Below are 13,178 nucleotides of genomic sequence, written 5' to 3' on the forward strand. Positions count from 1 at the left end.
TCCTGAACTCGGGCGACCAGCCGTGTGTGGTCGCTGTGTCAGGCAGGTACGCCCCGATTCCCAAGCGCAGTCAGGACGCGGGACGGTGGCGCAGCAGCGCTTCGAGTTCGTCGCGGTCGCTGCGGAGCTGGCTGGCGTCGGGCCGGGTTGGCCAGGCGCGGAGGTCGGTGACGATGGGCGGCGCGGAGCGCAGCATGGTGATGCCGGTACCGAAGGGGAGGGTACGGATGCGGTCTGGTGGCAGGATCGGGACGCGGCGGATGGAGCGCTGGTTGGAGCGGGTGCCGTGGTCGCCGAGGGTCACGCTGTCGGTGTACTCGTCACGCTCTCCGATGAGGGTGGAGAGGTCTTGAAGGTCGCGACTGTTGGATGCTCCGCCGAGGATGATCTTGACGATGCTGGCGTCCCAGATCGCGCCGGCCTGATGCTCACTCCACCTGTCGCGGGCTTGGGCGAGCGACTGCAACACCGGCATGGTCGTGATCCCGGTGCCGCCGCCTTCGGCCATGAGCGTCGGCAGCGACGGCAGCGGGGCGAGGTTCCCGATCTCGTCGAGGGCAAGCAGCAGCGGCGGATCGAGACGCGCTCCCGGTGAACGCGCGGCGAGTCGGCGGGCGGTCTCGATCAAGTCTTCGACGAACGCCGCGACCAGTGACGCGGACGCCCCCGCTCCCGCCCCGGTGGCGAGCAGGTAGAGCGTGCCTTGCTCGGTGAGGAAGGTCTCGGGGTCGAAGTGCTCGTGCGGGCCCGGCGTGACGGCATCGAGCACGCGCGGGTCCGCGAGGGCAGCGAGGGCGAGGGAGACGCCTTGCCAGATGCTGTCGCGGGTCTTGGGGTCGGCGTCGATCATCGCTGCCAGAGAGTCGTCCCAGCCCATCGCCGCGTTCGGGTGCGAGTTGAGGATCGCCACCGCCTCGGACGCGGCGCTGGGGTCGAGTGTCCACCTGAACAGCTCTGCCGGCGGGCGGCCGTCGAGCGCGGCAGCGTGCAGCAGGCTTTGGAGTGCGGTGCGGGTCTTGCCCTCCCAGAACCCACCGGACTCAACCCCGCCAGCGCTGAGACCCGTAGCAGCGGCGAGGCCGTTGGCGCGGATCATCGCCGTCAACGGATCGCCGCAGCCGCGAATGGGTGACCAGCGCAGCCCAGCGGGGATACCTTCCGCGAGGTGCTGGGGATCGAACACCGCGACCGGCCCACCCTTGCGGCGTCGAGCGCGAAGCGTCGCGGTGAGGTTGTCGGGCCTCGTGCTGGTCGTGACGACCGCACCGGCTGCGTCGAGGATCGCGTTGATGACGACATGCAGACCCTTGCCTGAGCGGGGCGGGCCGATCAGCAGGATCGAGTCCTCGACCGATGCCCAGACCTTCGTTCCACGACTGGCGCCGAGCAGGTAGCCGACATCCTGCGGTGTCGGCGTCTCCACGGAGGGCCGCAGGGTGGCCGCGCGGTGAAGCAGTGCCTTCGCGGATGCTGCGGTCTTGACTTCCTGGCTGGTCGCGATCCCCGCGAGTCGGTGCGGGTCGGTCTCGGTCTTCCGTGTGTGTCGCCGTAGCATGATCCAGACCCATGCGATCCCGGCGGCGAGTCCGCCGAGCAGTGCCGCGCTGATGAGCCAGTAGACGACCGGGTTGAGCCCGTCGGCACCGAGCGCAGTCGCCGGATCGCCGGGGTTGAACAGCACGGTGAGCCCCGCCGCTGCGCCAGCGTCGGGCTGCGGTGTACCGGTGAGGAACGCGGCGACGCTGCCGGCGGCGCGGAGGACGAGCGCGATCCCGAACATGCCGATCAGACCAGTGAGGGCGGCGTTGGTGAGTTCGTCGCCCATGCCCCCGGCTCGCCGCTGGTTCATGTCAGTCGCCGCACCGCGAGAATGCCCGAGATGCGCCCCAGCAGGATCACCTCGTGTGTGCCGTCGGGCAGGTCGTCGAGGTCGATGAGCGCACGGGCCTCCCCGGTTCCGGTGGCGTCGGTGTGGGAGACGATCGTCGCCACGGCGACATCCTCGCCGGGCACGAACCCGCCAGCGGTGACCTCCGCCAGACGTGGCGTCCGTCGGGCGTGGCGACTTCGACGAGTCTCTGGCACAGGGTTCTCGGACGGGGCCACGGCGCGTCGGGGCTTGCGCGTGCGGAGGATGTCGGTGAAGACGCTGCCGTCGCTCTCGCGCACCTCGACCCGGACCGCGATCGTGCGGCCCTGGGTGATGGCATCCATGAGTCGCCCGAACGTCGCCCGCGTCCACACGATCGCGTCCGGCGACGCGAATGGTGCTCCATCGACCATCGCGGTGAGGGTGCCGTCTCCGGCGACGGTGACGACGACGTGCGGCAACTCGACCGGAGCCGTCGTCTCGTCCTCGCTCAGGATGGGGCGGCGCGGGCCATTGAGGTTCATCGGTGGCCTCCCGCTGCGCGGCTGCTGGTGTCGAACAGGGCGAGTTCGTCGGGGTGGAGCTGGTGCTGGCAGACGAAGCTCCTGGCCTTGATCCGCCACAGGCCCTGGCCGACGCCGAGATTCGGCAAGAGCTGCTGCTCCGTCCCGGTCAGACCGAGGGCGGTCGCGGTCGGCCCGAGCTGGTCGGACTCCTGCCGGTACACGATCCGCGTCTCGGCGTTCGCCAGAAGCGAGTTGGCCAGCGAGCGCATGGCGGAGCCTTGATCGCCCACGTTGTCGAGGTCGGTGAGCTTGTGGAAGATCAGCATGTTCGCGATCCCGTAGTGCCTGGCGAGTCGCCAGTGCGCATCCATCCGCCGCAACAGGGCCGGGTGGGACATGAGCCGCCAGGCCTCGTCGTAGATCACCCACCGCTGCCCGCCGTTCGGGTCGAGCAGCGCGGACTCCATCCACGCCGACGAGCACGTCATCAACACCGAGATCAGGGTCGAGTTCTCGGTGACCCGCGAGAGGTCGAGCGAGATCATCGGCAACGACGGATCGAACGCGACTGTGGAAGGCCCGTCGAACAGACCGGCCAGGTCGCCGGCGACGAGGCGGCGCAGCGCGTGTCCGACGAGCCGGCCGTCCTCGGCCAGCCTGCCGTCGGCATCCGTGCTCGGGGCGAGGATGCGATCGACGACCATCGGCAGGATCGGCACGTCGTTCTCCCGCACCGTCTGGGTCAGGGCGATGTCGATCGCGGTGTGCTCCAACGGCGACAAGCCCCGCGCGAGCACAGTCTCCGCGAGCGCGCCGATCAGGTCACGACGCCGGGCCGCGACGGTCGAGGCCCACTGCTCATCCGACAACCCGCTCGGTCGGTGGCCTTCGTCGAGCGGGTTCAAGCGCGTGTTGAGACCGTGGCCGAGGACGATGGCGCGTCCGCCGACGGCGTTGGCGACGGCGGTGTGTTCGCCCTTCGGATCACCAGGCACGTACACGCGCCGCCCGAACGGCAGCGACCGCGTGTAGAGCGACTTGGCGAGCGATGACTTGCCGGAACCGACGATCCCGGCCAGCACCACGTTGGGTGCGGTGATGATGCCGCGTGCGTAGAGCACCCACGGGTCGTAGACGAAGCTCCCGCCCGAGTAGAGGTCTTGGCCGACGAATACGCCATCGGCACCGAGCCCGCCCTCGGCGACGAACGGGTACGCGCCCGCCAGCGTCGCCGACGTGTCCTGATGCCGCGTCAGATGGAACCGGCCAGGAGTGCGCAATCGCGCATTGCCAGGTTCGCCCGACTTCGGTAGGTAGACCGTGGCGCGCCGTTCGGCACGTTCCTCCTCGGCCTTCGCCTTCGCTGCGGCGATCGCGATCTTCCGTTGCTCGGCGTGGAGGCGAGCCTCAGCTTTGCGGCGCTGCTTGCGGAGCCTTCGCCGCTCCTTCGACGGTGCCACCAGGACAGCGGTGTGCAGCCGCGCGCGATCCTTGGTCACAGCACCAGCCCCCGCGCCTGCTTGACCGCCGTGATCTTGGCCGGCTCGAACCACGACCCATCCCGCTTCGGTGCGGGCACGTCGGCCCGATCCGGGGCGCCTGGCGACGAGTACGACACCAGCAGCTCCGGCCCAGCCTTTGCCGGCGGGGACTCGATCTGTTCGGCGTCCTGGGGCTCTGCCTCCGGCTCTGTGTAGCGGCGCAGCAGCGAGACGTAGCCGACGTGCGGGTTCACGACCAGCGCGTAGTCGCCCGAGACCGCCACTCGGTCGTTGGTGCCCTCGCCGGGCTCGTCGTAGACGTACCCGTTCTCCAGCGCGGCCTGCGTGGTCTCGTCGCCGTAGTCCCACTGCGCGAGGAAGTCCACCGCATCGACATGCCCCAGCTCGCCGAGGATGCGCAACGGCCGGTCGGCCTCCTCGCCATGGAGGAACACGACATTGACCCACCGCGACGGCGCGGCCTCCTCGACGGCCGGGTCGGGGTGCCAGGCGATCCGTCCAGCCGCGATGAACCCCTCCGCGAGCCGGTCATAGGCGCGGTCGACGAGGTTCGCCGCCTGACGCAGTTCCTCCGCAGCAGCGAGAGCGTCGCGCACTCCTGCCTCGTGGTTGCCGGCGTCGTTGAAGGCATGCGCGGCCTTGCGCTCGTGAGCATCGGCGATCTGGTCGAGCGCCTGCCGCAGCGAGCGCATCCCCGAGGACAGATCACCGATCACCCCGTACATCTCGGCGGGCTGATCGAAACCCCGGCTCGCGTGCGCCAGGCCACGCAGCGCCTCGGACGCCTCAGCGGCATCGGCAGTCGAATCGAAGAACGTGGGCATGGTGACCTCCTGGATCGCCGGAGTAGGGTCACCATCCAGGTGCACTCCCCAGGCCGAAGTCAGTGCCGCCCCATAGCCTTGAGGCATGAGTTTCACTGCCTCCGTGCTGCGCGTCATGATCGCCTCACCGTCGGACATCCCCGATGCCCGCGATGCCGTTGAGGTAGCGATCAACGATTGGAACAACGCCAACGCCAGGAACAAGCAAGTGGTGCTGCTTCCTTGGCGGTGGGAGACCTCGTCCGTCCCCGTCCTCGGTGACCACCCCCAGTCACTCATCAACGCCCAGGGCGTCGACGAATCCGACATCGTCTTCGCATTGTTCGGCAGCCGACTCGGCTCTCCGACACCGGATGCAGTGTCCGGCACCGTGGAGGAGATCGAGCGCGCAGTGGCCAGCGGCAAGCCTGTCCACCTCTACTTCTCGACGGCATCGCTGCCCAACGACGTCGATACGCGCCAGTTGGATGGCCTTCGCGAGTTTCGCACCGAGATCAGCCAGCGCGGGCTGCTGGGTGAGTTCGCCACCACTGCACAGCTCGGACATGAGGTGTGGAAGGCAATCGAGTACGACATCGCGCAGCTTGACCTCGGCGTGCCAGTCCTGCCGTCGGGGACTCGTGGTGTGCGGTTCTCGGCCCAGGCACGGCGGGAGCGGGAGGTGAAGAGTTACGACAAGAAGGGCAACCCCCGCTACTCGAACCGTCACTGGATCGAAGTCACCAACTCCGGCGACGAAGATGCAACAGATGTCGTGTTCGAGTCTGTTGGTGACGACTCCAGCATGATGTTGCCTGGCGGCAACACACCAACGGTGATCCACGCTGGCCAGGACCGGCGCATCAGCGTGATTCACCACGGAGGCGGAAGCGACCCCAATATCCTGCGAATCCGCTGGGCCGAGAACGGCGAACCGAAAGAGCAAGACTTCCACGTCGGCTGATCGTCACACGCGCCTGCAGAGCGGGAGCGCGGCGGCGGTGAACGCGGCGGCTTGCTGGCCGACGAGGAGCCGGGTTTCGCAGGATGCCTGGATCGCGGCTTGCTCGATCGCGGCGATGGCTGCGTCGAGTTCCTCGACGGTGGGCGCGGACACGGCGACGAGTCCCGAGTAGCGGAGGATGCCGTGACCGGCGGTGAGGTCGGCTTCTTGTTGGAGCACGTCGTGGTACTCGGCGGTCTGTGAGGCGTCTTCGATCTGGCCGATCTTCGCGCGCTGGGCCTGGTCGGAGATGTGCTCGACCTTCTTCTTGCGGATGTCGCGGGCAGCGGCATCGGAGCGCATCGGCGTGCAGATCAACGAGAACGATCGTTGGATGCCGGTGGACAGCAGCACGGGCGACAGGAACCCCGGATAGACCAGCGACCGCGGCCACTCGCTGACCCAGAGCACGGCGTGATGGGCGGAGTCGGTGCGCAGCCTGCCCCAGGTCTCGGTGACCGCAACCGGCCCCGCGGTCGCGAGTGACTGGCCGAGCCTCCCGTGCCGTTCCAGGGTTGCGGCGATAGCGGGGTCGTAGGCGGAACGCAGCATCACCGCAATCTGCCCCGGCGTCAACCATCCTGACGGCGACAGATCGGCAGAGCGCAGCGCGGCGACGAGGGTGTTCATCTCCTGCCGAAGCACGGCGGCGGCCCCGCGTATCCCGCCGCCAGCGGTCCTGATCTGCCGAGCGCTGGTCTTCATGTCCAGTGACAGCGAGAGCGTGGTGGCATGGCGTTCGCCGGCAGGTCCGGCGCGGTCGATGAGCTCGGCGTAGGTGTCGGCCGCCCACGACCCGTCTGGGGTGCCGTGGGTGGCCCACCATTCGGCGAGTCCGGTGCCGGAGTCCGGGAGGGTGCGCTCCAAGACTTGCAGCGTCGCGATCCGCCCGGAGCGGCAGACGGTTGCGAGCACGCGGCCCCAGGAACTGACGCGGCGTTCCTGTTCGCCGGGATCGAGGAGCACGAACGCGGGATGGGTGACCTCGCACACCACGGTCAACGTGGCTGCGTGAGGGTCATGGATCATCCCTGCACTGGTGTCGGGGTCGGTGTATTCGCGCAGTCGGGCCATGTCGCCGGGCAGGGCGAGGGTTCCGACGGGGCGCGGGACGACGATCCTGCGCCGGTACAGCAGTTGCCCGCCGGTGGTGCGCCATAGCCACCAGCAGGCGATGGGCAGCCATTCCACGATAGGCCGGCCTGCGATGGGTATCCAGGTCAGCGCGGCGGCGAGTACCCAGATGGGGGCGGTGTAGGCGAGCAGCATCCCGCCGCCGGCGTAGAACGCGCCGATGAGCGTGGCTCCGCCGATGGCGAGCGTGATGAGCTGGGTCAGCGACAGGCCGAGGAGGACACCGCGGCGGGTGAGGCGGGAGAACTTCACCGGCACGAGTTCGCCCGCGGTGGGACGGTCGTGGTTCGTGCTGCTCATCGTCTACTCCTTTGGTGGGCGTGGCGCGGGCGGCGGGGGCTGCTTCGGCGGCGGTGACGGATCGGTGCTCGGTGGTCGTGGTGCCGGGCTCGACGGCGGTGCCGCAGGCGAGGCGGCGGGCGGTGGCGGTGTCTGCGCGGCTGCGTCGGCGGCGTGCTCGCCCTGGGCTCCCAGCGCGGTTCCGGCCTTCGGGCCGGCGGTCGCTGCACCCTTGGCGACACTCGCCCCGACCACGACGCCTGCCGCGACGGGACCGGCTGCGGCTGCGCCACTCCCGCCTGCTGCGCCTCCGCCGCCCGCGGCGGGTGCCGGTGCCGGGGTCTTCGGTGGTGGCGGTGCGCTGCTTCCTCCACCGGAACCTCCGCCCGAGTTCCCGCCGCCGCTGCTGGTTCCGTCGAGTACCTTCTTCGGGTCGCCGCCACCTTGTGGCTTGGTCGGGACGGGGATCGGGCGGTTGAGGGCGCTCTTGGCGTCCTGCTCGGAGCCGATCGCGTGGTACATGTCGAACCCGACGAACGCGATGAACTTGTAGGTGAGATATGGGGCGAATGCGGCCATTGCCATCAGCACGATCCCCGCGATGGGATCACTGACCGAGGCGAGGTCGGCGTCGATCGGTGCGGAGACCTGGGTGATCGCGACGAGGAACATCACGACGAGCACGAGCTTGGAGCAGATCAGCGCGACGACGAACATCGCCCATTTCCCGATCCACCCGCGCGAGGCGTCCCAGGATGCGCCGCTGAACGCGAGCGGCGCGAACACGACCGCCACCAGCAGCAGTGCTTTCCTGACGAGGAGGGACAGCCACACGATTGCGGCGGCGGTGATCGCGAGGCCGGCCATGAAGATCGTGATGATCGCTCCGACACCGGGAGCGGCGATGTTGATCCCCACCAGTCCTGCGGCGAGGAGGGCGATCTTGTCGCCCATCGACTCGGTGGTCTCTCCGGCGGCCTGCACGATCCCGATGCACAACTGATCGACGACTTCCAGCAGTAGCGCTGTGAGCGTGATGACCACGAACGATCCGAGGACGGACTTCGCCAAGCCGAGCGCGGCTCGGGTGAGGGCGGTGGGGTCGCGGCGGATCAGGCCGGTGATGAGTTGGAAGCAGAAGAAGATCAGCATCACGAAGACGGCGATGCCGAACAGCAGGTTGTAGACGGCGATGTAGCCGGGCTTGGTGACATCCACCAGCGTCGTGGTGTCGAAGACGGACCAGACCGCCTCGAACAGCCACCCGGCGGCGGCACCCATCGCCTGGGCGAGCCAGTCGAACGGGGCCGCGCCCAGAGACGCGGCCCCTTCGCCGACGGCATCGCAGACCGAGGAGATCACGGGAACGTCGCACACGCCCATCACGAACACCAGCTCTCGACGACGACAGTCGGGTCAGACGGACTGGCCGACGTTCCAGAAGAAGTTGATGAGCGTCACGCTCGCGCCGCAGATCACCGCCGCGCCGCAGGAGACGAGAACGCCGATCTTCCCGCGCGAGGCGAGGTGCGGGTTGGAGGAGTTCGCGCCGAAGCCCCACACGATCGCGGACACGATCAGCGCGAGCACGCTGAGGATCAGGCCGATGGTCATCACCGCGCCGACGATGGTGCGCAGCTGGTTGATCCCCGGCAGGCCGTTGGTGTTGGGGTCGATGTTGATGTCCATCGGCACCAGCAGCGGCGCGGACATGACGTTGGCGAGCAGATCGAACACGGTAGGTCTCCTTGGCGGCGGGCGGCCCGCCCGCGGACTCGCAGACGGGGTACACGCGACAGGTGCGCGCTCGTCGCCGTCCCCGTCGGTGGCCGCCCGTAGCCTTGGAGTATCTGTGCGTCGCTCGCCCGCACGGGACCGCCGGACGAGAGGTGCAAGAAACATGAGTCAGTACGGGGTGGATTACCTCCAGCGATTGCGTGCCGCTGTTGAGAAGTTCGAGGAAGCGTTCGACGCCTGGATGAGCACTCAGGTTGAATCGGATCACATGTCGGCGCGCGGACTCTTTCCTACTGTGTGGACAAAGGAAGGCCAGGATCAGTGCGAGGTTCAACGGCTCGAACTCGGTGTCGCGGAGGCTGCTGGCCTGGCGGCGAGCGCTGTGTCAGTGACCGGCGCCTACATTGGGATCGCTGGTCTCGGAGCGATCGACCCGATCTCCAACTGGTCATTTATGTCTGCGCCCAAGGCCCCCATCGCGCCTCGGGATATTCGGACTACGACCGCCAACGTCAAGGGCAGGCTCGACGCGATGATCGTCGACGCCGAGTCACGTACGGACTCTGACCTTCCGACCTTCGCTCCCGCACAGTTTCACCCCGTGGTCTGGGCTGGTGCTTCCGCCCATTGGACGACGCATCAGTACCGAGTTGCAGTTCGTGAAGCGGCCGAAGGCCTCACGGTCCACTGGAAGGAACGTCTCGGCCGGAACGATGTCGATGACACGGTCTTCTGGCAGCAGACGTTATCGCCGGGCGTTCCTGAACCGGGCAAGCCGAAGCTCACCTGGCCGGGAGGGTCGGATGACAAGACGGTGAAGAGCATGCGCGGTGGTCTTGAACCGCTCGCCAAGGCCCTCAACGCGATGGCCACTGGTCTGAACCTCACGGTCCGCAACGTGACGACGCACACGCGCACCGAACTGTCCGAGCAGGAAGCGATGGAGCGCCTCGCGGCATACAGTTACCTCGCGCGCCTGCTCGACCAGTGCGAGACAGCGAGCGCCGACGCGAAGGAACCGGACCGATGACCGCGACGCCGCAGCTACAAACTTGAACCGACTGTGAGTAGCCAGTTCATCCAGGCCACCCCGCCTCCGGCGAGGACGGCGGCACCGACGGAGACGAGCACACCGATTCGTCCCTTGCTCGCGGTCGCGTAGTTACCGTGGGCCGTCGCGATAGCCCACACGATCGCGGAGACGATGAGCATGAGGACGGCGACGATCAGGACGAACGTCAGGAGCGCGCCGACCACGGCGCGGAGGTCGCCGATGCCGCCGAGCCCGTCGAAGTCAGGGAAGACACCCATCGTCGATCACCCTGCCTTGACTGTGACGTGGAGGTGGTCGTAATGGCCTCCGGTGATGGAGGCGGGGTCGTGCATCCCGCCTCCGTTGTAGGGTCGCCAGCCCTCGGCATCGCGGGTGACGGACCAGGTTTTGCCTTGCCAGATCAGGTACTCGACGCCGAGCACGTCGGCGTTCTCCTTCATCCAGTTGGTGACCTTCCAGCCGGCGTCGAGCTGGGCCGGGGTGGGGCGCTGGCCGATGCGGTTGCCGAAGGTGATATCGCATGCTCTGCCGAGGGGATGCTCGGACTTGGTGCCGGGGCGCGGTGAGTAGCAGCCCCAGCCGGTGTCGGGGAACGCCGCAAGGGTCTGCTGATAGAGGTGCAGCATGCGAGCGGTGATCTTCCCTGAGCTGGTGGGATCGTCGACGAGCCGGTCGGGATCTCCATCGACGCCGGTCGGCGTGCCCGCAGTGGCGTTGTTGCAGGCGGCGGGTGATCCGCTCGTCGCCGTCGGCAGGTTCGCGGCCCCGTGCTCGTTGAGCCAGGCGGCGGCGTCGATGGCCTCACCGTTCGTGCCGCCGGGCCGGACCTCGAAGTGCAGATGTGCGCCGGTGCTCATGCCCGAGGAACCAACATCGCCGATGTGCTGCCCGGCACTCACACGGTCGCCGGGACGGACGTGGATGCCGCTCTGCCACATGTGCGCGTACGCGGTCGCGACAGTCTTGCCGTCGATGATGTGCTCGATGACGATGAGGCCGCCGTACCCGCCGGAGAACTCCGCGACGGTGACGGTGCCGTCCGCGGCGGCGAGGATCGGCGTGCCATCGGGCGCGGCGAAGTCGGTGCCGGTATGCATCTTCCGTTCGCCTGTGATCGGGTGCACCCGCATCCCGAACGGCGAAGTCAGCACCCAGGTGCCCTCGGGCAGCGGGAACACCACCCGCGACGACGACATCGCCGGGCCACCCGCGCCGCCAGCGGCACTACTTCCGCTGGTGAGGGCGGCGAGGATGCTGTCGGCGACGGGCGCGTAGTTGCGGTAGCGGTCGGGGTAGGCGGACACCTCGACGGCTTGAGCGGCTTCGCCGGGGTCCATCTGTTGCCAGCCGGGGATGTCGAGTAGGCCACGCGGCGAGGGGTAGTTCGGTCCGGTCGGCCCTCCGAAGAACGCCCGCGCCTGATAGTTCGGGTCCATCAACTCTGCGACCGAACCCCATCCCGATTGTGGACGCATCTGGAACAGGCCGAGGGAGTCGTGGTCGCCGCCGTTGCCGTCGTTGGGGTAGTTCGCCGACTCCGGGTAGGCGCCGGTGTTGGTGAGCATCCGCAGCGTGGACTCAGTGAGCGCGGCCATCAACGCGATCTTGATTCCCGGGCGGCCCACGTCGGTGATCCCGTTACCGACGGAGATGATCGTTGCCGCGTGCGTGAGCTGCTGACGATCCAGGGTGAAGGTCTCGCCGTTCGCAGTGGTCACGGTGAGCGAGTCCGGGATCGGGCCCAGGTTCACCGTTCCGGCGGGGGTGGCGCAGTAGGCGGCAGCGGGGTTCATCAGCGCCCCGACGCCGAGGAGTGCTGCGGCGGGGGCGATGAACAGCAGCGCCAGTGCTGCGATGGCAGCTTTGCGGAACACGACGACAACCCCTTCAGCGCAGCGGGTTGTCGAGCTGCGACAGCCGCAGCAGATGGCAGGTCGGATAGGTCGGTGCGCAAACGACGAACACGGTGAACGCGACCGGATGCTCGCTGGTGACCGGCTGGCCGTTCCAGACCCCGGCACGATGACGGGTGCCCTCAATCGTGACGGCCGTCGTTCCGGCCGCGAGCTGCCCCGGCTGGGCCTGCGCGACGGCGTCGGCCCAGGCGTCGGGGACGTACGCGGTATCGATGGTGAGGTGCTGACGGGTGGCGTATTGCCGCAGCTCGATCCAGGCGTCACGGGTCGGCAGGTACGCGGCCACGTCGGAGGCCAGCCCGGCTTGCTCGTCCCCGCTGGGGTCACCGACCGCGAGGATCGCCGAGGCGTAGTCCAGCGGCCACAGCCCCGAGCCGGTGTCCCACGCGAACAGCGTTGACGCGACGCTCTGAACGAAGGTCTCGGGATCGGCCGAACGCGGAACCACTGGAACCCGCAGTGGCTGAGGTGTGCTCGGTGCCACCGTCGGCGGTGCCGTCGTGACCGGGCCAGGCTCCGGGTCGTGATCGGTGCTGGTGCTGCTGCGGGGGCCGGTGAGGAGTCCGTAGACGCCGACGCCAGCGAGAAGCAGCAGGACGATACCGGCGGCGATGAGGGCGACGAGTCGGCGACGGTTCCGAGGATCGGTAGGTGCAGGGCTCATGCCGAGCAGGTGCGCACCCCGCACCGGGTCTGTGCGTCAGAGTGCTCGGAGGCGTGGCCGCTCCGCCGCGCCCTCGCGGGCGGCTCGGAGGGCGTCGGCGAATCGGACGGTGCCGTCGGTGGTGGCGAGGAAGTTCTCGAACTGCTCGTCGGTCAGCTCGCGCGCGATGGTGTTGGCGTCGTAGTGGGTCCACCAGTTGGTCAGCTCGCCCCAGGTCTGGATGAACGCCCGCAGCGGGTAGCGGACGGGTTGCCCGTCGTCGGTGACGAGCGGCAGTGGTCGCGGTGGGGTGCGCTTGCCCTTCTTGATCGACTTCGCTTGGGCAACGGCTGCTTCGGCGCGGGCGTGCATCTCTGCCTCGCGCCGCTCCCGCGCGGTGATGTCGGCGTCGCGGATCGCCTGGTAGATCGGATGCACCGGGTCCCCGGCCTCGATCCGTTCCAGCCCGGCGGCGGCCTCGGCGCGAAACGTCTCGGGCTGAGCGGGGTTGTTGGCGATGTTTTCGAGGTAACCGATCTTCTCCAACGTCGTGTGCGAGGCACCGCCGGGAATCATCGCCGCCGCTTGCTCGCGGGTCTTCCCGAGCGGCCCGCTCGACGGTGGTGCAAAGTTTGGCCCCCCCCACGGGTGAGCCGGGGGGTGGCGGCGGGCACAGGGGGGGCGGTTTGGGGGGGGGGGGGCCGGCGCGCCCGACGAGCGGCTCGAGCGCG

13 protein-coding genes are annotated in these 13,178 nt (G+C 68.5%); 2 read left to right on the plus strand and 11 right to left on the minus strand.

Annotated elements, in window-relative coordinates; all coding sequences use genetic code 11:
* Positions 1–70: 70 nt before the first annotated feature.
* The 4 genes from ABF648_RS07585 to ABF648_RS07600 are packed head-to-tail and all read right to left on the minus strand — an operon-like array spanning position 71 to position 4,819.
* Positions 71–1,849, minus strand: a complete 1,779-nt coding sequence (locus tag ABF648_RS07585) for a type IV secretory system conjugative DNA transfer family protein (RefSeq protein ID WP_415631693.1) — start codon at positions 1,847–1,849, stop codon at positions 71–73.
* Positions 1,846–2,394: a hypothetical protein gene (locus ABF648_RS07590; RefSeq protein ID WP_415631694.1), complete on the minus strand. Its 549-nt coding sequence runs from the start codon at positions 2,392–2,394 to the stop codon at positions 1,846–1,848. Before ABF648_RS07590 ends, ABF648_RS07585 begins: the two co-directional genes overlap by 4 nt.
* A complete protein-coding gene (locus ABF648_RS07595; protein WP_415631695.1) occupies positions 2,391–3,875 on the minus strand; it encodes an ATP-binding protein in 1,485 nt (494 codons plus the stop codon). The genes ABF648_RS07590 and ABF648_RS07595 overlap by 4 nt, the downstream gene beginning before the upstream one ends.
* Positions 3,872–4,819: a hypothetical protein gene (locus ABF648_RS07600; RefSeq protein WP_415631696.1), complete on the minus strand. Its 948-nt coding sequence runs from the start codon at positions 4,817–4,819 to the stop codon at positions 3,872–3,874. Before ABF648_RS07600 ends, ABF648_RS07595 begins: the two co-directional genes overlap by 4 nt.
* Between ABF648_RS07600 and ABF648_RS07605 the strand changes: the two genes are divergently transcribed.
* Positions 4,788–5,645 (plus strand): DUF4062 domain-containing protein, encoded by an 858-nt coding sequence (locus ABF648_RS07605; protein WP_415631697.1) that lies wholly within the window; start codon positions 4,788–4,790, stop codon positions 5,643–5,645. The genes ABF648_RS07600 and ABF648_RS07605 overlap by 32 nt on opposite strands.
* A gap of 3 nt (positions 5,646–5,648) precedes the next feature.
* On the opposite strand, the gene ABF648_RS07610 is transcribed toward ABF648_RS07605, so the two are convergent.
* The 3 genes from ABF648_RS07610 to ABF648_RS07620 are packed head-to-tail and all read right to left on the minus strand — an operon-like array spanning position 5,649 to position 8,810.
* Positions 5,649–7,118: a PrgI family protein gene (locus ABF648_RS07610; protein WP_415631698.1), complete on the minus strand. Its 1,470-nt coding sequence runs from the start codon at positions 7,116–7,118 to the stop codon at positions 5,649–5,651.
* Positions 7,119–7,121: 3 nt separating this feature from the next.
* Positions 7,122–8,480, minus strand: a complete 1,359-nt coding sequence (locus ABF648_RS07615; protein WP_415631699.1) for a conjugal transfer protein TrbL — start codon at positions 8,478–8,480, stop codon at positions 7,122–7,124.
* A 33-nt stretch (positions 8,481–8,513) separates the two neighbouring features.
* A complete protein-coding gene (locus ABF648_RS07620) occupies positions 8,514–8,810 on the minus strand; it encodes a DUF6112 family protein (protein ID WP_227007205.1) in 297 nt (98 codons plus the stop codon).
* A gap of 187 nt (positions 8,811–8,997) precedes the next feature.
* On the opposite strand from ABF648_RS07620, the gene ABF648_RS07625 reads away from it, so the two are divergent.
* The gene (locus ABF648_RS07625) at positions 8,998–9,864 is read left to right on the plus strand and encodes a TIGR02391 family protein (protein ID WP_415631700.1); all 867 of its coding nucleotides are present in this window, start codon (positions 8,998–9,000) and stop codon (positions 9,862–9,864) included.
* A 14-nt stretch (positions 9,865–9,878) separates the two neighbouring features.
* Here the strand turns inward: ABF648_RS07625 and ABF648_RS07630 are convergent, their stop codons facing one another.
* From ABF648_RS07630 to ABF648_RS07645, 4 genes are read right to left on the minus strand one after another with little or no spacing between them, the layout of a single operon-like run.
* Positions 9,879–10,145, minus strand: a complete 267-nt coding sequence (locus ABF648_RS07630) for a DUF6112 family protein (RefSeq protein WP_026926270.1) — start codon at positions 10,143–10,145, stop codon at positions 9,879–9,881.
* Between the two features lie 6 nt (positions 10,146–10,151).
* Entirely contained in the window at positions 10,152–11,762 is a 1,611-nt protein-coding gene (locus ABF648_RS07635) for a M23 family metallopeptidase (protein WP_415631701.1), read from the minus strand.
* A 13-nt stretch (positions 11,763–11,775) separates the two neighbouring features.
* Complete coding sequence (locus ABF648_RS07640; protein ID WP_415631702.1) at positions 11,776–12,468, minus strand: hypothetical protein; 693 nt, start codon at positions 12,466–12,468, stop codon at positions 11,776–11,778.
* A gap of 36 nt (positions 12,469–12,504) precedes the next feature.
* The gene (locus ABF648_RS07645) at positions 12,505–13,023 is read right to left on the minus strand and encodes a hypothetical protein (RefSeq protein WP_415631703.1); all 519 of its coding nucleotides are present in this window, start codon (positions 13,021–13,023) and stop codon (positions 12,505–12,507) included.
* Between the last annotated feature and the right edge of the window lie 155 nt (positions 13,024–13,178).

The organism is Propionibacterium sp., from assembly GCF_047719395.1.
Taxonomy (GTDB): domain Bacteria; phylum Actinomycetota; class Actinomycetes; order Propionibacteriales; family Propionibacteriaceae; genus Propionibacterium.